Source organism: Saccharothrix variisporea (assembly GCF_003634995.1).
Lineage (GTDB): Bacteria > Actinomycetota > Actinomycetes > Mycobacteriales > Pseudonocardiaceae > Actinosynnema > Actinosynnema variisporeum.
In genome coordinates, this window is the sequence record NZ_RBXR01000001.1 from 3544301 (window position 1) to 3569037 (window position 24737).

Consider the following 24737-nt stretch of genomic DNA (forward strand, 5'->3'; position numbering starts at 1 on the left):
TCACTGAAAGTGCTAACTCGCGATCCAGGGGACCGGCCGGGCGGCGCCGGCGCTACGGTGTTCGTCCGTGTGGAACGGTGGGATCTCGTGCGCTTGATCAAGCTCGGTACCGAGCCCTCGGAGGTCGGTGCCGACGTCCGGGCCGCGCTCAGCACGTGGGGTCTCGGTGACTCCGTGCTGGGCGGTGTCGCGCTGCTCGGCGTCACCCCGCCGGACAGCCCGCGCCCGCTGGACGCCGTGGTCGTGCTGCCCCGGGGCGTGCTCGTGGTGGTCGGCGTGGACCTGCCCGACCCCGCCATGCGCCTGGAAGCGCCCCTGTCGGGCCGGTGGACGATCGACGGCTGGCCGCTGACCCGCCCGGACGGCGCCACCAACCCGGCCGCCGAGGCGCTGGAGGCCAGCGCCGCCGTCACCCGCCGCATCCAGGACATGCGCGGCGAACCGCTGCCCGTCGCCACCGTCGTCGCGGTCGGCCCGTACGTGGGCCAGGTCGTGCAGCCGACCGTGGACCTGAACCGGGGCGTGCGCGTCCTGCACCCGAAGCCCACGACCCTCCTGGCCGCCGCCCGGGAGCTGGCCACCAGCGACCGACCGTGCTCGGCGGGCCACGCGGCCAAGCTGCTGGCCGTCCTCGCCCCCACCGGCACCCCGCCCGCGACCCGCGACCTGGTGACCGAGGGCTTCCCGGACGCGGCGACGGACCTGGCGTCGGCCAGCACGATGCTGCTGCCCCGCGTCGCTCCCGCGCCCCAGCGCCCGAAGTGGCTGCCTTACGCGGCGGCCGGCGTCGTGGCGGTCGTGCTGGTCGTGGTGCTGTTGGCGCTCCTGTCCTCCGGCGGCACTCCGGAGGCGGCCTCCTCCACCAGCGCCGCACCCCAGCCGACGACCGTGGTCGTGGACGGGCGCAACTACCTGCCCAAGGGCGCGGAGAAGACCGAGAAGTGCGCCGAGCACGCGTTCGGCGACGTCCAGGTGTGGCTGGCGGGGCACATGTGCCTGCAACTGAAGCGCGCGGTGTACGAGACCACAATGGACGGTCGCAAGGTCGGCATCGCGGTGGCGGAACTGAACCTGCCGGACGGCACCCGGGCCGCCGAACTGCACGCCGTGACCGCGGCGGCCGGCACGGGCGGCATCACCCCGCTGGTCAAGGAGGGCAAGGCCTGGCCGGGCGGCCCGAACACCTTCGACCGCTCCGCGATGAAGACGATCGTGAAGGACTCTCAAGTCCGGATCACGCAAGCGGTGTGGTCCGAGGGCGAATCCGACTCGGCCGACCCGCAGCTGGTCGCACTCGCCCAACAAGCCATGCGCCTGCCGGCCACGCAGTGAGCCCGGAGCAGCGGTGAAGACCCCGTAACACCGCGTCGGTGGCCGGCGATTCCGTCGACAACGAAGATCGGCGATCGGCGGTGGCATGTCGGTAGTGCATTCGATCGACCTGACCGTTACCCACAACGACGTCTTATACGTCTCCCAACAGATCCAACGCGATCTCTTGAAGATGAGCGAGTGCTATCCCCACCTGCTCAGTTACAAGCGGATCACCGAACTCAACATCGGCATCAGCACTCTGCTGATCAACGACGCGGTGCACACCATCGGGTTCTCGATCCACGACCCCGCCGACCGGGACCTCGTCTACCACGAACTCCGGTACACCATCTCGTACACGGGTGTGGGACCGCGCGGGGGCGTCGGCGGCGCGACGATCACCAAGCTGTACATCCCGGCCACGGCGAGGTTCTCGGCCTGGGTCCGCTGGAGCAGCTCCATGCGGGCGCTGCCGGTCGCGAAGCAGAAGCAGGTCGTCGCGGGCACCACGTGGGGGGTGCCGGGGTCGTCCACCTTCACCGCCCGCTACGAGGGAACGACCACGACCCAGCGCTCGACGTACATGGCCGGCGCACTGGTCGCCGAAGCCGAAGAGATCAGGCGGTTCTAGATGAGCAGCATCAAGGTCGACCTGGCGGTGCGGGGACGCCCGCCGATGTCCATCGTCCTGCCCGCCCAGGAGGTCATCTCGACCACGCTCGTCGTGTCGAACACCGATCCCAGTCTGCCGACGCTGCTGTCGGTCGAGCGCATCGTCGCCAAGGTCGGGAACCTCGGCATCGCGGTCGCGGACGAGCGGGTCCTGACGGCGCTGGCCGCCATGGTGAACGAGCACTACCTCGCGGTGCGCCCGAACCTGTGGCACGACACCGAGATCCGCGTCGAAGGGGAGGTGCCGCCGAAGGGCGCCGACGCCGAGAGCTTCCGCGCGGTGGGCGCCCTCCGCGCACCGGTCCTGCACTCGGCCGAGACGATCATGCGCAGCGGGCACCCGGTGGGCAGCCCGCAGCGCCGTGCCGAGGAGACGCGGCTGGTCGACACGGTGAACGCGACCATCGTCCAACAGCGGTCGATCTGGGACAGATGGCCCGGCCAGGTCGCCAAGTACGTCGCGGGCACCCTGCTGTCCCCCATCATCACCGCGTTGATCGGGGTCCCACTGCTCGACCTGGCCAACTACGCGCTGGCCGGCGTCAACCGGATCGTCTGACTCGGAAGGTGCTCGCGTGACCGCGAAACTCCACTTCACCCCACCCACCGGAGCACCGGACCTGCGGCCGATCGCGGACGCGCTGCGCCGGCAGCTGAGCGGGGTGCACCTGGAGCCGACCGCCGTCGGCACCGTCTTCCGCGTCACGCTCGGCTCCGGCGAGTCCGTCGACGTGCGCCTGTCCGCGGTGCCGGTGCCGGGAACCGTCAACGGTCGCAGCACGATCGAGTTCGAAGCCGCCAACGCCCTGCCCGCCGCCCGCTCCACGGCGGTTCCCCAGCCGATCGCGGACCACCTCGCGCACTACCTCTCCGCGGCGGCGGTCGCGCCGGCCGGACCCGGCGGTGCGGCCGAGGACGGCGTGCGCCGCCTGCGCGGAGTGCCCGGACAGGCCGTCGTCTCCGACATCGCGACCCGGCTGCGCGGAGCCGACTCGGTGCGGCGGTGGGCGGCCCGCCACCACGGGTCGGCCGACCTCGGCGCCCTCCGCGCGATCACCGACAGCACGTCGCTGATCCTGCTCAGCGGCGACCCCGGAACGGGCAAGTCCGCGTTGATGCGGCAGGCGGCACCCGCGTGCGCCGCGGTCCTCGGCGAGGACGTCATGTTCCTCCAGCTCAACGAACGACTCCGCGGCCAGGGCATCCAGGGCCGGGCGGGCAGCGAGCTGACGGCCGCCATCCAGACGATCGCCGACGTGTCGGAGCAGTACGCGCTGCCCACGATCGTGTTCCTGGACGAGGCCGACGCGGTCGCCAGCTCACGCGGTTCCGACGACATCGGTTCCGGCGCGCAGGAGAACCTCGCGATCGTGGACGGACTCATCGTCGCCATCGACCGGGTCGCCCACCGGGACGGCGCACGGGTCGTCTTCGTGATGGCGACCAACCTGGTCGACCGCATCGATCCGGCCATCCTGCGCCGGGCTTCGGTCTACTCGTTCGACCGTCCGGACGCCGCGGCCCGGCGCGAGATCGTGCACGACCTGCTGGGGGACGTGCTGGACGGCCCCGCGCTCGACCGGCTCGACCTCGCCCTCGCCCGCTCCGGGCTGCCGCTGACCGCCGCGGACATCGCCGGCCAGGTCGTGGCCAGGGCGGTCAGGGAAGCATCCGCCCTGGACGCTCCCCTGCGGCTCGAGCGACTGGTCGAACTGGCGACGCAGGCGGTGGCGAGTTCGCCCGTGCGCCGGGCGTGACCACAGTCGGCGGGCGGTGGTGGGGTCAGCGGCCGGTGCGGGCCAGGCCGATGGCGATGAGGCCGAACGTCACGTGCAGCACGATCGCCAGACCCGCCACCGTGCTGGTCATCTCCGTCCCCGGCTGCCCCGCCAGCGCACCGCACGAGAACAGCCACCCCGCGACCGCCACCCCGAAACCCGCCGCCAGCCACGTCCGAGGCACGTGCGCCAGGCACAGCAACGCGTGGCTCCGCGCCCGCAGCAACGTGTAAGCCACCACCGGCAGGACCAGGAATCCCGGCAAATACACCAAAATAGGCGCGAAACACGGCCCGCTCGGCACGAACGTCGTCCCGATGACCACCGCGCACCAGAGGACCGCGCCGGTCGCGAGGGCCACGGTTCCTCTGGTCACCTCCGGCAGTGTAATGAGACGGAGCCGCAATTCTCGGAGGTGACGCCTGATGGCGCACCGCGCCTACGGCACTCGGCGTACCCCTGTGCACACAACGAAACGGCAGGTGCACCGAACGTCAGAGCCCATACGCCTCAAGCAACCGCAGCCACACCTCGCTGATCGTCGGGTACGCCGGCACCGCGTGCCACAACCGGTCCACGGTGATCTCCCCGACGATCGCGACCGTCGCCGCGTGCAACAACTCCGCGGTGTCGGGTCCGGCGAACGTCACGCCCACCAAGGTCCGCTTCCGCTCGTCCACGATCATGCGCGCCTTGCCCTTGTACCCATCGGCGTGCAGGGACGACCCGGCGACGGCGATGTCCAGGTCCACCACCCGCACGTCCAGGCCGGCGTCACGCGCCTGCGCCTCGGTCCACCCGACCGCCGCGACCTCGGGATCGGTGAACACGACCTGCGGGACGGCCGTGTGGTCGGCGGTGGCCACGGACGCCGTCCACGGCTGGGGGTTCTGGGCGCCGGTCACCACGGCCGTGCCGACCGCGCGGGCCGCGTACTTGCCCTGGTGGGTGAGCAGGGCGCGGCCGGTCACGTCGCCCGCCGCGTACAGCCAGTCCACGCCCTCGACGCGGCCGGTGTCGTCGACGGGCAGCGCGTCGCCGGCGGTGAAGCCGAACTGCTCGACGCCGAGGTCGAAGGTCGCGGGCTGCCGCCCGGTGGCCACCAGCAGCTTCTCGCCCGACACGGACGAACCGTCCGAAAGGGACAGCGTCACCGATCCGTCCACACCGGACACACCGGTCGCCTTCACGCCCGTGCGCAGCACGACGCCGTCCTCGCGCAACCCGTCTGCCACCAGGTCGCCCGCGAACGCCTCGAACTTCGGCAGCGGCCGTTCGCCGGACACCACCAGCGTCACCGCCGACCCCAGCCGCGCCCACGCCTGCGCCATCTCGACGCCGACCACCCCTCCGCCGAGCACCACCAGCGACGACGGCACCTCCTGCGCCGAGGTGGCCTCCCGCGAACCCCAGTGCTCGACGTCCGCGAGACCGGGCAGGTTCGGCGTGCGGGGCACGCTGCCGGTGCACACGATCACGGCCCGCCGGGCGGTCAGGACGCGACCCCCGACCTCGACGGTCCGCTCGCCGGTCAGCCGCCCGCGCCCGCGCACCACCTCGATGCCCGCGCCGACCGCCCAGTCGACCTGGCCGGAGTCGTCCCAGTTCGACGTGAACTCGTTGCGGCGCTTGAGCACCGCGGCGGCGTCCAGCCGCTCGCCCACCGGCACGCCGGGCACGCGGCGCGCGGCGGCCAGCGCGTGACCGGGGCGCAGCAGGGCCTTGCTGGGCATGCACGCCCAGTACGAGCACTCGCCGCCCACGCGCTCGGCCTCCACCAGGGCGGTCCGCAGCCCGCCGGCGGCGGTCCGGCCGGCGGCGTTCTCCCCCACCGGTCCGCCGCCGATCACGATCACGTCGTAGGTCTGGTCGCCGTCTGCCGCACGGGATTCGCTCACCGTGCCACCCCACACCACCCGGACCGGCGGAGCAAGTCACGCGGCGATCGGCCCGGGAGGGCGGTGGGTCACGGGGACCGGACACAGCCCCCGCGACATGGTCAAGCAGGGTCGAACACGCCGGCGAGCATGCGCATGATCACGCCGTCGGCGGTGCGGAGGACCACCGACCGCTCGTCGGGCGCCACCCGCTCGGCGAGCTTGAACAGGGCGTCCGCGGTCTGGGTCGCCATGCGGAAGGTCAGGGCCACGGGCGCGTCGCCGCGCACCGAGAAGCGGCCGACGAACAGCTCGCGCAGCCGCTCGGCCATCAGCTCGTACTGGTCGACGCTCGCGTCGAGCCGGTGGCCGTCGAACAGGTCGCTGAACCGCACCCGGCCGAACCCGGGCATCTCGACGAGCATGCGCAGGTAGACCGCGACCACCTGCTGCACCGCTTCCCGCCAGTTCGCGGACAGCCCGCCATCGGTGAACAGGGTTTCCACCCGGGCCAGGTACTCCTCCATGCCGCGCAGCGCCAACGCGTGCACCACGGAACGCTTGTCCGGGAAGTATTGGTAGAACGAACCGATTGGCACGCCGGCCAACTCGACGATCCGGGCTGTGGTGATGTCGTCGTAGTCGTACTGGTTCAGCAACTGGGCGCACGCGTCGACAATGGCGGTCACCGTCGCGGCGCCCCGCTGCTGCACAGGCTGACGGCGCATCACCTTGGCTAAGCGGTTTTCGGCGGGATTTTCATGCACGCGGACATCTTGATGGATACGGACCGGTAATCCCAAACACAGGATTGGCGACAGCTTCATCACGGATCGTCGCACGTCTGCGCAGGACTGCGGACTGCCATGTGAGAAACGCTCATCTTGTATGACAACCGCGCCGAAAAGACCAGGTGCAAAGCCCGCGCACACCTGAACAATTGGGTATGAAACGATTCTCCGCCGGAGGAATCGCCGGCGGACCCGGCCGGGCGGCGCTAGCCCGACCGCGGACGCGAACTCGTCGGCACCGGTACCGGGTCCGGTCCCCGCTGCTGCGGCAATGCGCGCCCGATCCCGTCCGGCAAGTCCTCTTTCCGTTCAGAACGCGGGCGCGGCGGCCGGGTGACATAGGGGCGCAGCAATCCGGCGACCACCAGTCCGGGCGCGATCAGCGGCACCACGGCGGACAGCGCGAGGGCGGTCGCGGCGGCCCGGCCGACGTCCCGGGGGATCAACGCGATCCGGTCCACGACGAACGCCCGCCGCCCCGGGATCGACGCCAACCCCACCACGGCCAGGAACACGGCGAGCGCGAGCAGCGCCCGGTGCACCGCGCCGTACCCGACGGACTCCGCCGCCGCCATCACCGCCAGCCACCCGCCCAGCGCGGGCGCCTGCCGCCGGGCGGTCGTCATCGCCCACAGCAGCCCGCCGACCGGCGCCAGCCAGCCGGTGCGGCCCGCGCACCACGCGTCCACCGCCTCCAGCCACCCCACCGGGACCCCGGCCCACGCGACCGGCGCGGCCACGACGTCCAGCGGGCTCGGCGCGCCGAACGGCTGGCCCACCACCCACGCCAGCGACCACACCGACACCACGACCGCGAGCCCGAGGTGCCACGGCGACCGGTCGACCGCGCAGCGGCACAGCCGGACCAGTTCCCGGCGCTGCTCCTTCACCCCCTCCACCCTGCCGGGTTCAGCGGCCGGCCGGATCCGCCTTCACCCGCGTGCCTCCGGTTTCCCGCTCTTCGGGTGCCCCGGCCCTCACCCGGCGTGCCGCGAGCGCCGCGCCGATGTGCTGGAGGTCGCCCGGATTGCCCGGATCGAGACCGGTCAGCGCCACGATCCGACGCAGCCGGTAGTCGACGGTGTTGGGGTGGACGTGCAGCAAAGCCGCAGTTCTGCGGCGATTCAGGCCCTCGGCGAGGTAGAGCTCCAGGGTCGGCAGCAGGTCCGGGTTGTCGTCCAACGGGTCCAGCAGCGCGGCCAGACCCGCGGTCGCCGGGGTCAGCCGGCCCAGCTGGTACTCCAGCAGCACGTCCGCGAGCCGGTACAGGCCCGGCGGACGGCCCAGCCGCAGCACCACGTCCAGCACCTCGCGCGCCCGCTGGTGGGCGGCGGGCAGCTCGGCCGTCGCCGCCCGCTCCCACGCCGCCCGCACGTCCACCACCGCCTGGAGCCGCCGCACCAGCCCGGCCACGTCGGCTTCCGGCGGCAGCACGGCCACGCCGCCGCGCGCGTCGACCGAGTTCGGCCCGACCGGGTCCAGCTCGGCCTGCACGCGCCGGACCCTGCGCCGGGCGGCGATCTGCGCGCCGGTGCCCGGCGTCGCCTCGTCCGGGTGGGTGGCGAAGGCGAACACCACCACGACGTGCGACGGCCCGACCCGCGCGGCCGTGGGACGCCCCTCCAGCAGGGCGGACAGCAGCTCGCGGCGCGCTTCCCGCTCGTGGCCGACGATCGTCTGCCGCTCCTCGGCGTACGCGGTGGCCACCACGGACACCGCCACCTCCTGGTAGCGCAGCACGAGGTCGGTCGCGGCGAGCGCGTCGGCGAGGTCGTCGGGGCGGGCGTCGGCGAGCACGGCGTGCCACATCACCCGCAGGCCCATGCTGTACGCGGCGAGCACCGCGCCCAGCGGCACGCCCTCGGCGGCGCGCACGGCGGCGGACTCGGCCAGCTCCCCCAGCTCGTCCACGCCGGGCACCTCGCCGGTGCGCAGCATCCGCGCCACGATCCGCAGGTTGGCGGCGGTGATCCGGGTGATGTCGCCGTCCAGCTCCTCGCGCGGCAGGGCCGCGTAGAGCGGTATCTCGGCGGTGAACCGCGTGACCAGGTCGCGCGCAATCACCCGGTGCGGTGTCAGCCGTGCGTGGATCGGCTGACCGTTGATGGTCAGGTTGTGACGGGTCACAACAGCTCCTCGTCGAGTCTGCGTGAACTCCCAGGTGTCCGGACGTGCTGTAGGCCACATCATGTCACCGGACCCATTTGCGACTACGCGAAGGAGGCGATCGTGCGCAGGCTGCTACCGGCGTTGTTGGCGGCGATGTCGATCACCTGGGCGGGGACGGCCGCAGCCGCGCCCGCCGAGCTGGGGAACGCGGAGCTGGAGTACGTGGCGCTCGGCGACTCCGCCGCCGCCGGACCGCTCATCCCCAACCAGGAGCTGATGGACCTGGGTTGCCTGCGCTCGACGCGCAACTGGCCGAGCGTCCTCGCGGCGCGGCTGGGCGCGACGACGTTCCGGGACGTGAGCTGCTCCGGGGCGACCACCGAGCACCTGACCACGTCCCAGCTGACGTTCACCGGTCCGCAGCCGCCCCAGCTCGACGCGCTCACCCCGACGACCGACCTGGTCACGCTCACCATCGGCGGCAACGACATCGGCCTGGTCGGCGTGGCCCTGGGCTGCATCAACGCGCTCCCCGAGCCGCTGGGGTTCTCGTGCAAGGACCGGCTCACCGCCGGCGGTGACCAGATCGCGGCGAAGATCGACGCCTACGCGGCCGAGTTCGGCGCGGGCCTGGACGCCATCCGGGCACGGGCGCCGCAGGCGGAGATCGTCGTCGTCGGGTACGGCACGTACATCCGGCCCGGCGGGTGCCACCCGAAGGAGCCGATCTGGGCGCGCGACGCCGACTACCTCCAGGGGTCCGTGCACCGGCTGAACACCGTGCTGGGCAAGGTGTCCGCCGACCACGGCGCCCGGTTCGTGGACATCGAGCCGCCGAGCGTGGGTCACGACGTGTGCGCGCCGATCAGCGAGAAGTGGTTCGAGGGCCTGCTGCCGACCTCCGTCGCCGCTCCCCTGCACCCGAACGCGCGGGGCATGGCGGGCATCGGCGGGTTCATCGCCGGTTCGCTCGAAAGCCGCCTGTGAGGGTCTCGTACACCTGGTAGACGCCGCTGTGGTCGTCGTCGCCGAGCCCGAGTGCGCACATCGCGGCGTACAGCTGCTCGACGGCGGCGGTCACCGGCAGCGGCACTTGCGCCTGCCGTGCGGCCTCGGTGGCGAACCCGAGGTCCTTGAGCTGGTGCCGCGCCTTGCCGCCGGGCGCGAAGTCGTGCCGGACCCACTTGTCCCGCTTGACGTCGAGGGCGGTGCTGCCCGCGAGCCCGCCCGCGAGGACGTCCAGCAGCGCTTCGGCGTCCAAGCCTTGGGCTTGTGCCAGGGCGAGTGCCTCGGAGATCCCGGTGAGGGTCGTCGCCACCACGATCTGGTTGCACGCCTTGGCCAACTGGCCGGACCCCAGCGGCCCGAGGTGCCGCACGGTGTCGCCGAGCACGTCGAAGTAGGGCTTGAGCCGCAGGACGTCCTCGGCGTGACCGCCGACCATGATGCTCAACGTGCCCGCGTCGGCCCCCACGTCCCCGCCGCTGACCGGCGCGTCCACCAGCCGCACGCCTTCGTCGTGCAGCCGCGCGCCGAGCTCCCGGACGCCTTCGGGCGAGTGGGTGCCCATCACGACCAGCAGCGGCCTGTCGACTTCGCGCTCACGCCAGCCCGCGAGCAGCCCGTCTTCCCGGTCCAGCACGGCTTCGACGTCCGGCAGGTCGGGCAGCACCGTGATCACGACGGGCAGCGCGGCTTCCGCCGGGGTGTCGACGGCCGTCCCGCCCGCCGCGCGCACCTCGCCGTCCCGGCCGGGCGTGCGGTTCCAGACGGTGACCGGGAAGCCGGCGCGGGCGAGGTTGCGGGCCATCGGCCGCCCCATCGCGCCGAGGCCGAGCACGGAGACGGGGTCGTGGCGCATGGTCAGCCATCCTCGCGCGGATGCGGGTGAGCCACCAACCGGGAGTCGGAACACGTGGGCGCGGCGGCCGGGCACCGTGTAGATTGGTCGTTCTGCGCGCACAGGGAGAAGTCAGGCGAAAAGCGGCACAGCCTGATAAAACACGCTATCCAGAAATGAGGCACGTTGTCAAGCCCCTCCGATGACCTCCGGCTCGCGGAAATCGAGTCGGAGCAGGAATACGTGTCGATGCTGTACGGAAGGCTGGACGACCTCCGCGAACTCAGCTCCAAGCGACTGGCCGGCGCGCTGCGGGAAACCGGCGGAACGCACCAGATGCGCTCCGAGCGGGACACCTCGGTGGCCATGTACTCCGACCAGCTGGCCCAGTACAGCGCGGTCGAGAACGGGTTGTGCTTCGGGCGCCTCGACTTCCACGAGGGTGAGCGCTTCTACATCGGCCGGATCGGCTTGTTCGACGAGGACAAGGAGTACGAGCCGCTGCTGATGGACTGGCGGGCGCCCGCCGCGCGGCCGTTCTACCTGGCCACCGCCGCCGCGCCGGAAGGGGTTCGTCGAAGGAGACACCTGCGGACCAAGCAGCGCAAGGTGGTCGGGTTCGACGACGAGGTCCTGGACATCAACTCCGTCGACCCCACCCGCCACGAGGGGCTGACCGGCGAGGCCACCCTGCTCGCCGCGGTCAACGCCAGCCGCACCGGCCAGATGGGCGACATCGTCGCCACCATCCAGGCCGAGCAGGACAAGATCATCCGCACCGAGCTCAACGGCGTCGTCGTCGTGCAGGGCGGTCCGGGCACCGGCAAGACCGCGGTCGCGCTGCACCGCGCCGCCTACCTGCTCTACACGCACCGCCGCCAGCTGGCCAAGCGCGGCGTCCTGGTCGTCGGCCCGAACACGACGTTCCTGCGCTACATCGGGCAGGTGCTGCCGTCGCTGGGCGAGACCGGCGTGCTGCTGTCCACCGTGGGCGAGCTGTTCCCGAACCTGACCGCGACCGGCCGCGAGCCCGCCGAGACCGCCGCGCTCAAGGGCCGCATCGAGATGGCCGACGTCGTGGCGCACGCGGTGAAGGACCGGCAGGAAGCGCCCGCGCTGGTGGAGATCCCGTTCGAGCAGGACGTGCTCAAGCTGGACCGCCGGGCGATCACCGCCGCCCGCGGCCGGGCCCGCCGCACCCGCCGCCCGCACAACGAGGCCCGGCGCACGTTCCTGCGCGAGATCATCTCCGCCCTCGCGTCCCAGGCCGTGGCCCGCCTCGGCCGGCACCTGCTGGACCAGGCCGACATCGACGACATCCGCCGCGAGCTGCGCGAGGACCCCGAGGTCCAGGCGGCCGTGGAACGCCTGTGGCCGACGCTGACCCCGCAACGGCTCCTCGAGGACCTCTACGCCACCCCGAAGCTGCTCGCCAAGGCCACGCCCAAGCTGTCCCCGGAGGAACGCGCCCTGCTCGCCCGCCCGCGCGGGTCGGCGTGGACCCCGGCCGACGTGCCGCTGCTGGACGAGGCCGCCGAGCTGCTCGGCGAGGACGACACCGAGGCCAAGGCCCGCGCGGAGCGCCAACGCCGCCAGGCGATCGACTACGCGCAGGGCGTGCTGGACATCCTCGACCTGGAGGACGACGCCGACCCCGAGATCCTGATGGCCACCGACCTGGTCGACGCCTACCGGCTGGCCGAGCGGCACGGCGTGGAGCGCTACGAGACCGCGGCCGAGCGCGCGGCGGCGGATCGGACGTGGACGTTCGGGCACATCATCGTGGACGAGGCGCAGGAGCTGTCCCCGATGGCGTGGCGGACGCTGATGCGCCGCTGCCCCAGCAAGTCCATGACGGTCGTCGGCGACATCGCCCAGACCGGCGACATCGCGGGCGCGTCGTCGTGGCACGAGGTGCTCTCGCCGTACGTGATGGACCGCTGGAAGCTCACCGAGCTGACGGTCAACTACCGCACGCCGTCGGAGATCATGGCCGTCGCGGCGGACGTGCTGGCGAGCGTGGACCCGGACCTGGTGCCGCCGACGTCGGTCCGCGACAGCGGGCACGAGCCGTGGAGCGCGAAGGTGTCCTCGGCGGAGTCGGCGCTGCCCGACCTGGTCGCGGAGGAGGTCGCGGCCATCGGGGACGGCAAGCTGGCGGTGATCGTGCCCGCCGCGCGGGTCGCGGAGCTGCGCGCGGTCGTGCCGGGCGCGTCGGACGACCTCGACGCGCAGGTCGTCGTGCTCGGCGTGGTCGACGCCAAGGGCCTGGAGTTCGACTCCGTGCTCGTGGTGGACCCGGCGGGCATCCTCGCCGAGTCGCCACGCGGCGCGAGCGACCTGTACGTGGCGCTGACCCGGGCCACGCAGCGGCTGGGCGTCGTGCACGAGGGCGAGCTGCCGGCCGTGCTGGACCGGCTGGCTCAGAGGTCGGCGAGCACCGTGTAGCCCAGGAGGGCCGCGCCCACCCCGGCGACGACGCTGATCACGACGTTGGCGACGGCGTGGAAGTGGGCGCGGTTCTCCAGCAGCCGCACGGTTTCGAAGCCGAACGTGCTGTAGGTGGTCAGGCCGCCGCAGAACCCGGTGCCCAGCAGCGCCGCCGTCGCCGGGTCGACGGCCGCGCCCGCGAGGCAGCCCAGGACGAACGAGCCCGCCACGTTCACGGTGAGCGTGCCCCACGGGAAGACGGTGTCGTGGCGGGACTGCACGAACCGGTCCACGAGGTAGCGCAGCGGCGCCCCGGCGGCCGCGCCGAGGAAGACCAGCAGGGCCGTCACGCGACCGCCCTCCGGGTCAGCGCCACGGCCAGCGCGGTCGCGCCCACGGCGGCGACCAGCGTCAGCACGAGGTAGGCGAACGCGTCCGGCACGCCACCGGGCACCAGCAGGTGCCGGAAGTCGTTGGTGTAGGTGGAGAACGTGGTGAACCCGCCCAGCACGCCGACGCCGAGGAACGGCCGCGCCAGCGGGTGCGCCCGCCACTTCTCGGTGATCAGCACCATGAGCACGCCGAGCAGCGCGCCGCCGACCACGTTGACCGCGAGCGTCGCCCACACCCCCGGCACGAGCAGGCCCACGCCGTAGCGGGCCAGGCCGCCCAGACCGCCGCCGAGGGCGATCACGGCGAGCACACCGCCGTGCGTGCGCGCCAGCTCCTGGCGTTGGGCCGGGACGTGCAGGTCGACGTCCGGGTCCACCGGTTCGGGACGCGGGTGTTCAGTGGGCACGCAGGTGGTCTACCAGGTGGTCCAAAGCGGACAGCGCGCGCACCACGTCCGCCCGCTCCCCCGGTTCCAGCTTGTCCAGCGCGGCCCCGATGCGCTTCTCGTGCGCGGCCTGCCAGACGGCCAGCTGCTCGTGCCCGTGCGGCGTCACCGACAGCCGCGCGACGCGCCGGTCGGTCGGGTCGCCGCCGCGCGCGACGAGACCGCCTTCGATGAGCTGGCCGACCAGCCCGCTGACGGTGTTCGGCGCGAGCCGCAGCTCGGCGGCGAGGTCGCCGACGCGCATCGGCGGGCGCTCCGCCAGCGTCTGGAGCAGCTCGACCTGGGCCATCGGCAGCGAGTCCCACGGCCATTCCGACCGGATGCTGGTGCGCAGGGCCCGGCGCAACCGGGTGACCACGTCGGTGAGCGTGCGTGCCTCGTCTGACATGGGCGAATGGTACTGGGGCGTCCACATCGCGGGATCCCACGCAGCGTGATCGCCGGACCATCCCCGCGTACGCCGATCAGGGACAAGCGGGCGCGGGTTCTGCCGACAGGTGTCGTCCGCTCAGTACGCTGCACCCGGGAGCAACGGGCGGACGACGGAGAGCGGTGTGGCGCGGAACGCGAACTGGGTCCCGGACGACGTGGACCCGGGCCTCGCCAGCGCCGCGCGCCTGTGCGACTACCTGCTCGGCGGCGGCCACAACTTCGCCACCGACCGCGCGCTGGCGGAGGAGCTGCTGCTCGTGCAGCCCAACGCGCGCACCATCGCCCGGCTCAACCGGGCGTTCCTGCGCCGGGCCGTGCTGCACCTGCTCGACCACGGCATCCGCCAGTTCCTCGACCTGGGCTCGGGCATCCCGACCGTGGGCAACGTGCACGAGGTGGCGCACCGGGCCGCGCCGGACGCCCGCGTGGTCTACGTCGACTTCGAGGACGTCGCCGTCGCGCACAGCCGGATGACGCTGGAGCACGTGGACCGGGCCACCATCGTGCAGGAGGACGTGACCGAGCCCGACGCCGTGCTGGCCGCCGCCCACCGCACCGGGCTGCTGGACCTCGCCGAACCGGTCGGCGTGCTGGCCGTCGGGGTGTTCCACTTCGTGCCGCCCGAACGCGACCCGGTCGGCGTCCTCGCGACCTACCGGGACGCCGTCGCACCCGGCAGCGCGTTGGCGTTGTCGCAGTTCACGTCGGACCTGCAGCCCGTGGAGATGGCGGGGGTCGTCGAGGTGATGAAGAAGAGCATGAACCCGGTCTTCCCCCGCACCCGCGCGGAGATCACCGCGCTGTTCGAGGGCTTCGAGGTCGTGCCGCCGGGCGTGGTGCCGCTGCCGCTGTGGCGGCCGGAGGCGGAGATCGCCGGGCGCGACGACCCGGAGCGGGCGGGCATCCTCGCAGGCGTCGGTCACAAGCGGTGAAGCCACGTGACACCACCGGCTAGACCCCGGCGGGAGGAGCTCGCCCGGGAGTGGATGCGGGCCGTCTACCCGACGGCCTACGTGCCGTTGTCCCCGGCGGAGATCGAGCGGTTCCTGCGCGGCCTGGTCGACGTGATCGCCGACGCCGTGCAGGCCGACCCGTTCACCGTCGAGCCGGTCGCGGTGGTCGGCGAACGGCTGGTGAAAGCGCACTTCAACGGGCCGGACACGTTGCAGCGCACGGTCGAGGTGCTCGGCCGGACCCTGCTGTTCACGCCCGAGCTGGAGGACGTGCCGCAGCTGCCGGAGAAGGTCGTCGCCATCCTGGGCAGCCTCAGCACCAGCTTCGCCATCGCCATGCGCCTGGACGCCTTCGACCAGCAGGAGGAGATCAAGCGCGCGCTGATGGCCGCCAAGACCCGCGCCGAACGGGTGGCGAAGGTCAGCGAGAGCCGGTTCCGCGAGGTGTTCACCACCGCCGCGTTCGGCATCGCGATCACCGACCTGCGCGGGGTGTGCGTGCAGGCCAACCAGGCGCTGGCCGAGATGCTGGGCACCCCGCACGCGGAGCTGCCGGGCCGCAAGCTCATCGAGGTCTTCCACCCCGACGACCGCGAGGCCCTGGCCGGGAAGTACCGGGCGGTGGGCGCGGGCCGCGTGGACCGCTTCCGCGAGCAGCGGCGACTGGTCGGCGGCGACGGCGACCCCGTCTGGGTGCACCTGGCCGTGTCCCTGCTGCGCGACGCCGACGGCGCTCCCGCGTACCACGTGACGATGGCCGAGGACGTCACCGAGCTGCACCTGCTCCAGAAGAACCTGGACTACCAGCTCCTGCACGACTCGCTGACCGGCCTGTCCAACCGGCAGCACTTCGCCACCCGGCTGGAGGCGATGCACAAGTCCGCCCCGGACGGCATCACCCTCTACCACCTGGACCTCGACGCGTTCTCCGTGGTCAACAACGGCCTGGACCACCAGGCGGGCGACGACCTGCTGCGCGAGGTGGCCCGGCGCTTGAAGAACACCTTCTCCGGCGAGCAGGCCGTGGTGGCCCGGATCGGCGGCGACGAGTTCGCGGTGGTCGTCGCCAACCGCCCGGAGACCCCCAAGGTCCCGCAAGTGGTCGAGCGGATCACCGCCGCCCTGGAAGCCCCCATGCCCAGCGGTGCCGCTCTGAGCGCCGGGATCGGCGTGGTGGACCGCCCGGCCGCTTCGTGGCCCGTGGACGAACTGCTCCGCGCCGCCAACGCCACCCTCCGCCGAGCCAAGGCGAAGGGCAAGGGCCAGTGGCAGACCTACGACCGCCCCGAGGACACCCGCTCCCGGACCTGGCTGGGCCGGGCCGCGCGGATGCCCGGCGCCCTGCGCGATTCGGAGCTCGAGGTCGAGTTCCGCCCGGTCGTGGACTTGGCGTCCAGGACCGCTGTCGGGCAGGTCGCCCGCCTGCGCTGGGACGACCTGGAGCACCGCGAGTGCGTCGAGATGGCCGAGGCGAACGGCTTGTCCTTGAAGCTGGGCCAGTGGGCGTTGCGCGAAGCCGCTGAAGCCGCTTCGGTCTGGTCGGCGGGCGCCCTGCACGTCGAGCTGTCGCCCATGCAGTCCCGTGACGAGGACCTGGTGGCCACGGTGAAACGGGTCCTGGACGAGACCGGTTTACCCGGGGCGTCCCTGCGCCTGTACCTGGACACCCGCGCCATGCTGGACGAGCCGGGTGACAACGCGGAGGTGCTGCGGGAGATGGGCATCGCCCTGGCCCTGTCCGGGTTCAACGGTGGCCAGGCGGAGCTGTCGTTGTTGGGTGAACTGCCCGTGGACGCGCTCGTGCTGGCGCCCTCGGTGGTGCGGCGGTTGGCGGTGGAGGAGGAGTCGCTGCCGCACCAGGCCATCGGCCTGATGATCAGCACCATCCGCGCCTCCGGGTACGCGGTGTACGTGCCGGACGTGCCCACGCCGGAACTCGCGGAGTGGTGGGGGAAGCGGGAAGCCGACGCCGCTTTTGGACCGTTCACCGGCGAGCCGCTGCCCGGGTACGAGCTCTGACTCTCGCTCTCAAGATCAAAAGATTGAAAGATCAAAAGATTACAAGCGGCGCTCGCCGCGCGGCAGGCCGCCAGCGGGGGGTGAAGGGCGTCGGTTCCCCCGCCGTATGGCCTGGCGGAGCCAACCACACTTCGGGCCGGGTGCCGCTAAAAATCTTGCTCGTTCCTCACAAGATTTTCGGCTACACCCGACCCGAAGTGTGGTAGCCCTTCGGGCAGGCCATACGGCGGGGGAACCGAGGCCCTCCACCTGTGGTGGTCACCACGGCACAGCGCGCTTCGCGCGCCTGGAGGGCGGGGGGTCAGTGGATGATCGGGCAGACGCCCTTGGTGTCGCCGGGGAAGAAGTTGGGCACCAGTTCGCGCTTGTCGTAGTACCGGTGGAACACGCTGGTGATCCCGCTCGACATCGGCGGCACGATCCACGTCCAGTCTGCCGGGCAGCTCCGTCCCGCCGCCTCCTCCTTCTTCAGGTGCGTCAGGAAACGGTCGGACTCGGTGTGGTGGTCGGTGATGGTCACCCCCGCCTCCGCGAACGAGTGCAGCACCGCCCGGTTCAGCTCGACCAGCACCCGGTCCCGCCACAGGGTCTGCACCTTGGACGTGTCCAGGCCCATCCGCTTGCCCAGGTACGGCAGCAGGTCGTACCGGTCGGTGTCGGCGAAGTTGCGCGCGCCGATCTCCGTGCCCATGTACCAGCCGTTGAACGGGGCCGCCGGGTAGTCCACGCCGCCGATGCGCAGGCGCATGTTGCTGATGGCCGGCACGGCGTGCCAGCGCAGGCCCAGGTCCGCCAGCCACGGGTACTCGGGGTGGCTGATCGGGACCTCCATGACCGCGTCCCTGGGCAGTTCCAGCAGGTACGGGTCGGTGTCCTCGCGTTCCACGACCAGCGGCAGCACGTCGAACGGGCCGCGCTGGGTCGGGGGGCGCCAGCCCATGCCGATGACGTGGTCGGTCAGGTCGGCGTTGCGGCGGTCGCCGAGGACGCCGCCGTCCGGGCCCCGGTAGCCCGCGTACCGGACCAGCTGCTCGTTGCGGATGCGCGGGCCGGGCTGGCCGGGCTCGTCGGGGGCGAACACGGTGATCACCGGGCGGACCTTGCCGCCGTTCGTGGCGAGCTTGAGGTGTTCGACGCACTCGTCGGCGACCTCCTTCGGGTCGCGCAGGTCCCGCAGGTCGCGGACCTTGAGGCTGCGCCAGTACAGCCGGCCGATGCAGCGTGCGCTGTTGCGCCACGCCACGCGCGCGCCGAAGGTCAGCTCGGCCTCGGTGTGCCGGTAGGTGCCGGTCGCGGCGACCTCCGCGTGGACCTCGGCCAGGCGGTGCTCGACGGGGCCGAGCTCGGGGTGCTCGGAGTGGTGCAGGCGGATGAAGTCGTCGGCCTCGGCGAGGTCGACGGTGGTGGTGCGCAGGGGGATGGCTTCAGTCGGACATGCGGGGACGGGGGCCATGGCGCGACACCGTAGTTGCACTTTCGTGGTCGGTGCACCGCCGTGTCGGGCACCCGAAGGCCGACACGCCCGGCGATCAGTGCCGCACGGTGAGTGCTTGATCCGGCAAAAGTGTGAGGAATCCTGCGAAAACGAGTGATATTGGATCGTTACCCGCTCGACTCACGCCGGTGATCCGTGATTTGCGTCACGGTGCATTTTTCACCTATCGGGTGACAGCTGTGGGGCCCGCCAAGCGGTGAAGGTGGACATGCCCCGGACGGCCGCGCTCGTCGGCAGCGCACGGAGGACGGTGTTGCGCGCGGTGACGGCGAGCGGGTGGCGCAGGTGGTGCCCGAACCGGCCGGCCAGCCGGGACATCCGGGCCACTTTTCGCCCCCGTGGCCGGCGTTCGCGGTCGTAGTGGGTCAGCGCCTCGGGAACCGTGCCGAACCGGGCCAGCGCGGACGCCAGCACCACGCCGTCCTCGATCGCCGTGCACGCCCCTTGTCCCAGGTAGGGGGTCATGGCGTGGGCGGCGTCGCCGAGCAGCGCGACCCTGCCGCGCACGTAGGACGGCGGCGGGGTGCGCAGTTCGTGGACGTCGTGGCGCAGCACGGTGTCCGGCGGGGTCGCGTCGAGCAGGGCGGGGATCGGGTGGTGCCAGTGGCCGGCCAGCCGCCGGACCTCGGCCAGGTCGGTCGACGTCCCGCCGGGCGGCGCGAGGGTGGCGGCGTACCAGTAGACCCGGCCGTCCCCCAGCGGGAGGATGCCGAACTCCGTCCCGAGGCCGAGCGTCTGCCCGATCTCCAGCTCGCGCGCGAACGGCACCGCCGTCACGCTCCGCCACGCCGTCGCGCCCGCGTAGACCGGTCGGGGCAGGTCGGGGAACAGCGCCTCCCGCACGCGGCTGCGGATGCCGTCCGCGCCCACCACCAGGTCGGCGTCGAGGTCGTCGGTCGAGGTGACCTCGGTGTCGGTGACCAGGCACCGCTCGGGCAGCGCCGAGCGCAGGACCCGGTGCAGGTCCGCCCGGTGCACGGCGACGACGTGCTCCCCGGCGGCGACCCGGACCAGCGACCGGCCCGAGAGGTCCCGCACGCCACCGGCGACCTTCGGCGTGCCGATCCGCCGCACCTGGTCGGCGAGCCCGAGAGCGTCGAGCGCGCGCATGGCGTTGGGCATCATGCCGATCCCGGCGCCGACCTCGCCGAACTCCGGGGCGCGCTCCAGGACGACGACGTCCCAGCCGACCTTGCGCAGCGCGACCGCCGCCGCCACTCCGCCGAGCCCGCCTCCGACGATCGCTGCTCGCATGTCCGCCGCCCTTCTACAGGTGTAGAAGCTACTCTACAGCTGTAGAAGGAGGTGGTCGGGTGTCGGACCGGGTGACGCTCATCGCGGACGCCGCCGTGCACGTCGTGGCGACCAAGGGCATGCGGGGCCTGACCCACCGGGCGGTGGACGCGGCTGCCGGTCTGCCGCAGGGTTCGACGTCCGCGTACTTCCGCACGCGCAAAGCGCTGGTGGAGGGGCTGGTGCGGCGGTTGGCGGACCTGGACGCGCTCGACGTCACCGCGCTGGCCGGTCTGACCGACCTCGACGCGCTGGCCGAGGGCATGGCCCGCGTGCTGGACACGTGGATGACCACCGCGCGGGACCGCACCCTCGCGCGCTACGCGTGCCTGCTGGAGGCCACCCACCACCCGGAACTGCGCGGCATCCTCGCCCACGGCGCCCGGGCGCGCGTCATGGCCAGGGAGATGCTCGAACGCGCCGGCGTGCCGGACGCCGAGGCGCAGGGCCGCGCGATGGTGGCGTTCCTGGACGGACTGCTGTTCGACCGCCTGGTCGGCGCCGGGGCGCTGGGCGCGCCGGCACCGGGCAGCCCCGAGTCCGTGGCGGAACTGGCCGCCGCCGTCCGCGCGGCCCTGCGCGGGGTGTTCGGCACCTAGGACCGTCTCAAGCGGATCGTTCGCCGCTGCCCAGCCGGGGGAACGGGTCGGTCGAGAAGACCACTTCCACCGGCACCTCGAAGTACTGCGCGATGCGCAGCGCGAGGAACAGGCTCGGGCTGTACTCGCCGCGCTCCAGGTAGCCCACGGTCTGGTAGTGGATCCCGAGGGCCTCGGAGAGCTGCCGGCGGGAGACGCCGCGTTCCGCACGCAGCATCGCGATCCGGTTGTAGACGGTTTCGCTCACCCCATGCCCCTCTGCAACGCGGCTTGCCTGCGCTGCTCCATGTCCGCACCCGACTCGCGACGGGCCATCCGTCGCAGGATCGTAGGCGCGAGCAGGAAGCCGACCACCGCCCACACCCCCAGCACGCCGACCATCTCCAGCGTCCGCCACGACCCGCCGATCTCGGTGGCCGCCGCCGCGTCGGGCAGCAGGGCCGACCGCGCGCCCACGCCCACCCAGTACACCGGGAAGACCTGACCCAGCCCCTGCAACCAGCCCGGGAGCGCCTGGATCGGGTAGAAGATGCCCGAGATCGCCACGACGCCCATCATCGGCAGCATCGTGAAGCCCATCGCGCCCTGCGGGCTCTTCGCGATCGACCCCGCGATGGCGCCCCACGGCAGGGTCGCCGCCAGGCCGAGCAGCAGCACGGGCAGCACCGCGAGCCAGTCCAGGAGGCCCGCGTCGGTCAGGTTGGGGATCAGCAGCAACGCGGGCAGGATGCCGACGACGAGGCCGAAGGAGATGTCCAGGGACGTCTGCACGACCCGGCCCACCACGTACCCGACCATGCCGTTGGGCACGGCCTTGGCGCGCAGCAACGTCCCGTCCTCGCGGTTGAGCGAGAGCTGACCCGCCGGGCCGACCAGGCCGCCGAACGCGACCGACGCGCCGATCATGCTGGGCAGCGACAACGCCGCCAGCGACAGCGGGCTGCCCTCGACCACCGAGTCGTGCTGGAACCACAGGACGAGCGTGTAGGCGACGGCGATGAGGATGTTGTACACCTGGTCCGAGCTGCCCAGCGAGTGGCGGAACTCCAGCCGGCCGCGTTGGAGTCCGAGTCGGACCGCGTGCATCGTCGGGTTCACAGCGCCGCCACCTCCTGCCCGGCCATCTGGCCGCTCTCGAACCGCTGCACCAGCTCCAGGTACGTGTCCTCCAGGGTGCTGCGCCGCACCTCCAGCTCCGTGATGCCCGCGGTGTGCTGGGCCAGCAACGTGCGCACGAACCCGGTGGCGTCGTCGGTGGCGTGCACGTGCCGCACGCCGTCCTGGGTCCAGCGGACCTCGGACTGGCCCTCGACCTGCCGGCTGAGCTGGTCCGGGCTGCCGTCGGCGATGATCCTCCCGCCCGCGAGCACCAGGATGCGGTCGGCGAGCTTCTCCGCCTCGGCCAGGTCGTGCGTGGTGAGCAGGATGGTCATGCCCTCCAGGTCGGACAGCCGGTGCACCAGGTCGTGGAAGTCGCGGCGGGCGTGCGGGTCGAAGCCCGCGGTCGGCTCGTCCAGGAACAGCAGCTCGGGCTTGCCGACGATGCCGATCGCGACGTCCAGGCGGCGGCGCTGACCGCCGGAGAGCCGGCCGCTCTTCTTGCCCGCGTGCTCCTCCAGGCCGACGGTCTTGATCAGCTCGTCGGTGTCGAACGGCCGGGTCCGCTCGGGCGTGCCGTAGGGCGCGTAGTACCGGCCGAGGTGGTCCAGCAGGTCGCGGACCTTCCACCGGGCGTGGTCGCGCCACGACTGGAGCACCACGCCCAGCTTCGCGCGCCACAGCTCGTCCCCCTTGGCCGGGTCCACGCCCAGCACCCGGACGTGGCCGGCGGAGGGCATCCGGAAGCCCTCCAGGATCTCGATCGTCGTGGTCTTGCCCGCCCCGTTCGGCCCGAGCAGCGCGACCACCTCGCCGCGCTCGGCCGTGAAGTCCACCCCGCGCAGGACGTCCGTCGTGCCGTAGCGCATCCGCAGGTCGCGCACTTCGATGACCAAGACTCCTCACCTCCCCCTGTCGAAGTTCTCGTGCAGTTTGTAGCACACCTACTACATCTCGTACTAGCTCCCTTCACTTACGGCTTATTTACTTCACGAGTTCGTGAATCTTCTGTAGCTTGCAAAGCAGGTCCCCGACGCACTGGGAGGTGTGCGAGATGACCGAAACGCTGTACCCCGAGCTGCCCACGACTCGCAGCTCACCGCTGGACCCGCCCGCGGAACTGGGGGTGTTGCGCGAGACCGAACCCATCAGCCGGCTGGCGTTCCCGGACGGCACCCTGGGGTGGCTGGTGACCAGCCACGCGCTCGCGCGGGAGGTGCTGGCCGACAACCGGTTCAGCAACCGGGCCGAGCTACAGCACTCGCCGATCCGGGCGGGCGGCAAACCCATCCCGCAACAGCCGCCGGCCAAGCCCGGCATGTTCATCAACATGGACGGCCAGGAGCACGCCAAGTACCGGCGGCTGCTGACCGGCCAGTTCACCGTCCGGCGGATGAACCAGCTCATCCCCCGGATCGAGGCCATCGTGCGCGACCACCTGGCCGACGTGCGGGCACAGGGGCCGGGCGTCGACCTCGTGGAGGCGTTCGCGCTGCCGGTGCCGTCGATGGTGATCTGCGAGCTGCTGGGGGTGTCCTACGAGGAGCGCGAGTCGTTCCAGCGGAACACGAAGGCGCTGTTCACCCTGACCAAGGAGTTCGCCGAGATCAGGGCGGCCTTCGAGCGGATCGAGGACTTCGTCGCGGACCTCGTGCGGCGCAAGCACGACGAGCCGGGCGACGACATGCTCACGGGTCTGATCCAGACCGGCGAGCTGACCGACGAGGAAGTCGCCAACATGGGGCTCCTCCTGCTCGTCGCCGGCCACGAGACGACCGCGAACATGCTCGGCATCGGCACGCTCACCCTGCTCGGCCACCCCGAGCAGCTGGCGGCGCTGAAGGCCGACCCGTCCTTGATCGACAACACGGTCGAGGAGCTGATGCGGTACCTGTCGATCGTCCAGTTCGGCGCGTCCAGGGTCGCCCTGGAGGACGTGGAACTGGGCGGGGTCACCGTCAAGGCGGGCGAGCCGGTCAGCATCTCGGTGATGGCCGCCAACCGCGACCCGGCCAAGTTCGACCGCCCGGAGGAGTTCGACATCCACCGGCCGGCGACCGGCCACGTGGCCTTCGGGCACGGCGTGCACCAGTGCCTGGGCCAGCAGTTGGCGCGCATCGAGATGCGCGTGGGGTTCAACGCCCTGTTCCGCGAGTTCCCGGACCTGCGGCTCGCGGTGCCGGCCTCGGAGGTGCCGATGAGGGACGACATGGCCATCTACGGCGTGCACAAGCTGCCGGTGACGTTCTCATGAGGATCGAGGTGGACCCGGACCGCTGCGCGGGCTCGGGCATGTGCGCGCTGACCGACCCGGAGGTCTTCGACCAGTCGGACGACGACGGCACGGTCGTCCTGCTCAACCCGACCCCGACCGGACACGAACGGGAGGCCCGCGAGGCCGCCCACCTGTGCCCGGCGGGGGCCATCAAGGTGATCGAGTAACACGGGCTCGGGCCGCCGGCTGGTTGCCGGCGGCCCGAGGCCCTGCTCAGCTTGGACCATGGGATCTCCAGGCGCGGCCCCGGTCGGCCGAGGCGAACGCTTCCGAGTGCTGGGCCTGCTCCGGGGTGACGCGCCGGACCCGTCCCGGCTGCGGCGGCTCGCACCCGTCCTTGGGCTGCACCCGCCGGACCTCTTCGCGATCGCGGGCGTGGACGTACCCGACGACCTCGCCCCGGTCGATCCCCGGGCCGGGCGGTGGGTTCCCGGTCTGGTCCGGAACGCCGTTGCCCTGCGGGCGGAACAGCGGAACGCCTTGCGCGGGTACGTGGCGTCGCTGCCCCAGGAGGAGCGCGTGCGGCCGGCCCCCACGCCGTCAGCGCTCGATCGGTACCCGGACGGTCCCGGCGCTGTGCTCATGCGCCTGGCACGGAACCGCAACCTCGACCGGACGGCCCTGGCCAAGACGTTCCTGGTGGTCACCGGCCGCTACTGGTCCGCCGCCACCTACGGAGGAGTGGGCCGCGGCACCACCCCGGTCACCCCGGACCTCCTCGCCGACTTCTGCGCTGTTCTCGACGTGCCTTCCGACGACCTCGTGTCGGTGACCGGCGTGGCACTGCCGCCTTCGGGGCCGGCAGCCGCCGGCGTGGCCGAGCTGATCTGGGACGTGCGCCGGCTCACCGAGAGCCAGGTGCGCGAGGTCGGCGCGGTCGCGGAATCCATGCAGGGCTGACTCCACGACAGCACGCTTCGAGGT

The 24737-nt window shown here is 72.1% G+C and carries 26 protein-coding genes; 12 read left to right on the top strand and 14 right to left on the bottom strand.

Annotated elements, in window-relative coordinates:
• Nucleotides 1-87 precede the first annotated feature (87 nt).
• The 4 genes from DFJ66_RS15620 to DFJ66_RS15635 all read left to right on the top strand — a co-directional run bounded on the left by DFJ66_RS15620 (nucleotide 88) and on the right by DFJ66_RS15635 (nucleotide 3743).
• Nucleotides 88-1332, top strand: a complete 1245-nt coding sequence (locus DFJ66_RS15620) for a hypothetical protein (RefSeq protein ID WP_121231221.1) — start codon at nucleotides 88-90, stop codon at nucleotides 1330-1332.
• An 85-nt stretch (nucleotides 1333-1417) separates the two neighbouring features.
• The gene (locus DFJ66_RS15625) at nucleotides 1418-1945 is read left to right on the top strand and encodes a hypothetical protein (RefSeq protein ID WP_147459278.1); all 528 of its coding nucleotides are present in this window, start codon (nucleotides 1418-1420) and stop codon (nucleotides 1943-1945) included.
• The gene (locus DFJ66_RS15630; protein ID WP_121222049.1) at nucleotides 1946-2545 is read left to right on the top strand and encodes a hypothetical protein; all 600 of its coding nucleotides are present in this window, start codon (nucleotides 1946-1948) and stop codon (nucleotides 2543-2545) included.
• A gap of 16 nt (nucleotides 2546-2561) precedes the next feature.
• Nucleotides 2562-3743, top strand: a complete 1182-nt coding sequence (locus tag DFJ66_RS15635; protein ID WP_121222051.1) for an AAA family ATPase — start codon at nucleotides 2562-2564, stop codon at nucleotides 3741-3743.
• Nucleotides 3744-3768: 25 nt separating this feature from the next.
• Here the strand turns inward: DFJ66_RS15635 and DFJ66_RS15640 are convergent, their stop codons facing one another.
• The 5 genes from DFJ66_RS15640 to DFJ66_RS15660 all read right to left on the bottom strand — a co-directional run bounded on the left by DFJ66_RS15640 (nucleotide 3769) and on the right by DFJ66_RS15660 (nucleotide 8559).
• Complete coding sequence (locus DFJ66_RS15640; RefSeq protein ID WP_246029768.1) at nucleotides 3769-4140, bottom strand: hypothetical protein; 372 nt, start codon at nucleotides 4138-4140, stop codon at nucleotides 3769-3771.
• 118 nt (nucleotides 4141-4258) lie between these two features.
• On the bottom strand, nucleotides 4259-5620 hold the full coding sequence (locus tag DFJ66_RS15645) for a dihydrolipoyl dehydrogenase family protein (RefSeq protein WP_211351596.1): 1362 nt from the start codon (nucleotides 5618-5620) through the stop codon (nucleotides 4259-4261).
• A 143-nt stretch (nucleotides 5621-5763) separates the two neighbouring features.
• On the bottom strand, nucleotides 5764-6369 hold the full coding sequence (locus DFJ66_RS15650; protein WP_121222055.1) for a TetR/AcrR family transcriptional regulator: 606 nt from the start codon (nucleotides 6367-6369) through the stop codon (nucleotides 5764-5766).
• Between the two features lie 269 nt (nucleotides 6370-6638).
• The gene (locus DFJ66_RS15655) at nucleotides 6639-7322 is read right to left on the bottom strand and encodes a hypothetical protein (protein ID WP_246029769.1); all 684 of its coding nucleotides are present in this window, start codon (nucleotides 7320-7322) and stop codon (nucleotides 6639-6641) included.
• Nucleotides 7323-7341: 19 nt separating this feature from the next.
• Nucleotides 7342-8559, bottom strand: a complete 1218-nt coding sequence (locus DFJ66_RS15660; RefSeq protein WP_121222057.1) for a PucR family transcriptional regulator — start codon at nucleotides 8557-8559, stop codon at nucleotides 7342-7344.
• 135 nt (nucleotides 8560-8694) lie between these two features.
• Here DFJ66_RS15660 and DFJ66_RS15665 point away from each other — a divergent pair, with 135 nt between their 5' ends.
• Entirely contained in the window at nucleotides 8695-9528 is an 834-nt protein-coding gene (locus tag DFJ66_RS15665) for an SGNH/GDSL hydrolase family protein (protein ID WP_121231225.1), read from the top strand.
• Here the strand turns inward: DFJ66_RS15665 and DFJ66_RS15670 are convergent.
• Nucleotides 9497-10402 (bottom strand): NAD(P)-dependent oxidoreductase, encoded by a 906-nt coding sequence (locus tag DFJ66_RS15670; protein ID WP_121222059.1) that lies wholly within the window; start codon nucleotides 10400-10402, stop codon nucleotides 9497-9499. The two genes, DFJ66_RS15665 and DFJ66_RS15670, sit on opposite strands and share 32 nt — an antisense overlap.
• 165 nt (nucleotides 10403-10567) lie before the next feature.
• On the opposite strand from DFJ66_RS15670, the gene DFJ66_RS15675 reads away from it, so the two are divergent.
• Nucleotides 10568-12829, top strand: a complete 2262-nt coding sequence (locus DFJ66_RS15675; RefSeq protein ID WP_121222061.1) for a HelD family protein — start codon at nucleotides 10568-10570, stop codon at nucleotides 12827-12829.
• On the opposite strand, the gene crcB is transcribed toward DFJ66_RS15675, so the two are convergent.
• The 3 genes from crcB to DFJ66_RS15690 are packed head-to-tail and all read right to left on the bottom strand — an operon-like array spanning nucleotide 12805 to nucleotide 14037.
• The gene (gene crcB, locus DFJ66_RS15680; protein ID WP_121222063.1) at nucleotides 12805-13161 is read right to left on the bottom strand and encodes a fluoride efflux transporter CrcB; all 357 of its coding nucleotides are present in this window, start codon (nucleotides 13159-13161) and stop codon (nucleotides 12805-12807) included. The genes DFJ66_RS15675 and crcB overlap by 25 nt on opposite strands.
• Nucleotides 13158-13610, bottom strand: a complete 453-nt coding sequence (locus DFJ66_RS15685; RefSeq protein WP_121222065.1) for a CrcB family protein — start codon at nucleotides 13608-13610, stop codon at nucleotides 13158-13160. Before DFJ66_RS15685 ends, crcB begins: the two co-directional genes overlap by 4 nt.
• Nucleotides 13600-14037, bottom strand: a complete 438-nt coding sequence (locus DFJ66_RS15690) for a MarR family winged helix-turn-helix transcriptional regulator (RefSeq protein WP_121222067.1) — start codon at nucleotides 14035-14037, stop codon at nucleotides 13600-13602. Before DFJ66_RS15690 ends, DFJ66_RS15685 begins: the two co-directional genes overlap by 11 nt.
• A gap of 166 nt (nucleotides 14038-14203) precedes the next feature.
• Between DFJ66_RS15690 and DFJ66_RS15695 the strand changes: the two genes are divergently transcribed.
• A complete protein-coding gene (locus tag DFJ66_RS15695) occupies nucleotides 14204-15013 on the top strand; it encodes an SAM-dependent methyltransferase (RefSeq protein ID WP_121222069.1) in 810 nt (269 codons plus the stop codon).
• 6 nt (nucleotides 15014-15019) lie between these two features.
• Entirely contained in the window at nucleotides 15020-17053 is a 2034-nt protein-coding gene (locus tag DFJ66_RS15700; RefSeq protein WP_121222071.1) for a diguanylate cyclase domain-containing protein, read from the top strand.
• 301 nt (nucleotides 17054-17354) lie between these two features.
• On the opposite strand, the gene DFJ66_RS15705 is transcribed toward DFJ66_RS15700, so the two are convergent.
• Together DFJ66_RS15705 and DFJ66_RS15710 are read right to left on the bottom strand one after the other, a co-directional pair.
• Nucleotides 17355-18506 (bottom strand): nitric oxide synthase oxygenase, encoded by a 1152-nt coding sequence (locus DFJ66_RS15705; RefSeq protein WP_121222073.1) that lies wholly within the window; start codon nucleotides 18504-18506, stop codon nucleotides 17355-17357.
• Between the two features lie 201 nt (nucleotides 18507-18707).
• Nucleotides 18708-19802, bottom strand: a complete 1095-nt coding sequence (locus tag DFJ66_RS15710; protein ID WP_121222075.1) for an FAD-dependent monooxygenase — start codon at nucleotides 19800-19802, stop codon at nucleotides 18708-18710.
• A 59-nt stretch (nucleotides 19803-19861) separates the two neighbouring features.
• Here DFJ66_RS15710 and DFJ66_RS15715 point away from each other — a divergent pair, with 59 nt between their 5' ends.
• The gene (locus DFJ66_RS15715; protein ID WP_121222077.1) at nucleotides 19862-20440 is read left to right on the top strand and encodes a TetR/AcrR family transcriptional regulator; all 579 of its coding nucleotides are present in this window, start codon (nucleotides 19862-19864) and stop codon (nucleotides 20438-20440) included.
• A gap of 7 nt (nucleotides 20441-20447) precedes the next feature.
• On the opposite strand, the gene DFJ66_RS15720 is transcribed toward DFJ66_RS15715, so the two are convergent.
• Genes DFJ66_RS15720 through DFJ66_RS15730 form a run of 3 tightly spaced genes read right to left on the bottom strand, consistent with a single transcriptional unit; the run spans nucleotide 20448 to nucleotide 22407 of the window.
• Nucleotides 20448-20687 (bottom strand): helix-turn-helix transcriptional regulator, encoded by a 240-nt coding sequence (locus DFJ66_RS15720; protein ID WP_121222079.1) that lies wholly within the window; start codon nucleotides 20685-20687, stop codon nucleotides 20448-20450.
• On the bottom strand, nucleotides 20684-21538 hold the full coding sequence (locus tag DFJ66_RS15725) for an ABC transporter permease (protein ID WP_121222081.1): 855 nt from the start codon (nucleotides 21536-21538) through the stop codon (nucleotides 20684-20686). Before DFJ66_RS15725 ends, DFJ66_RS15720 begins: the two co-directional genes overlap by 4 nt.
• A complete protein-coding gene (locus DFJ66_RS15730) occupies nucleotides 21535-22407 on the bottom strand; it encodes an ABC transporter ATP-binding protein (protein WP_121231227.1) in 873 nt (290 codons plus the stop codon). Before DFJ66_RS15730 ends, DFJ66_RS15725 begins: the two co-directional genes overlap by 4 nt.
• Nucleotides 22408-22592: 185 nt before the next feature.
• On the opposite strand from DFJ66_RS15730, the gene DFJ66_RS15735 reads away from it, so the two are divergent.
• The 3 genes from DFJ66_RS15735 to DFJ66_RS15745 are packed head-to-tail and all read left to right on the top strand — an operon-like array spanning nucleotide 22593 to nucleotide 24713.
• Nucleotides 22593-23792: a cytochrome P450 gene (locus DFJ66_RS15735; RefSeq protein WP_121222084.1), complete on the top strand. Its 1200-nt coding sequence runs from the start codon at nucleotides 22593-22595 to the stop codon at nucleotides 23790-23792.
• Entirely contained in the window at nucleotides 23789-23980 is a 192-nt protein-coding gene (locus tag DFJ66_RS15740; protein ID WP_121222087.1) for a ferredoxin, read from the top strand. The genes DFJ66_RS15735 and DFJ66_RS15740 overlap by 4 nt, the downstream gene beginning before the upstream one ends.
• 58 nt (nucleotides 23981-24038) lie before the next feature.
• Nucleotides 24039-24713: a hypothetical protein gene (locus DFJ66_RS15745; protein ID WP_211351182.1), complete on the top strand. Its 675-nt coding sequence runs from the start codon at nucleotides 24039-24041 to the stop codon at nucleotides 24711-24713.
• Nucleotides 24714-24737 lie beyond the last annotated feature (24 nt).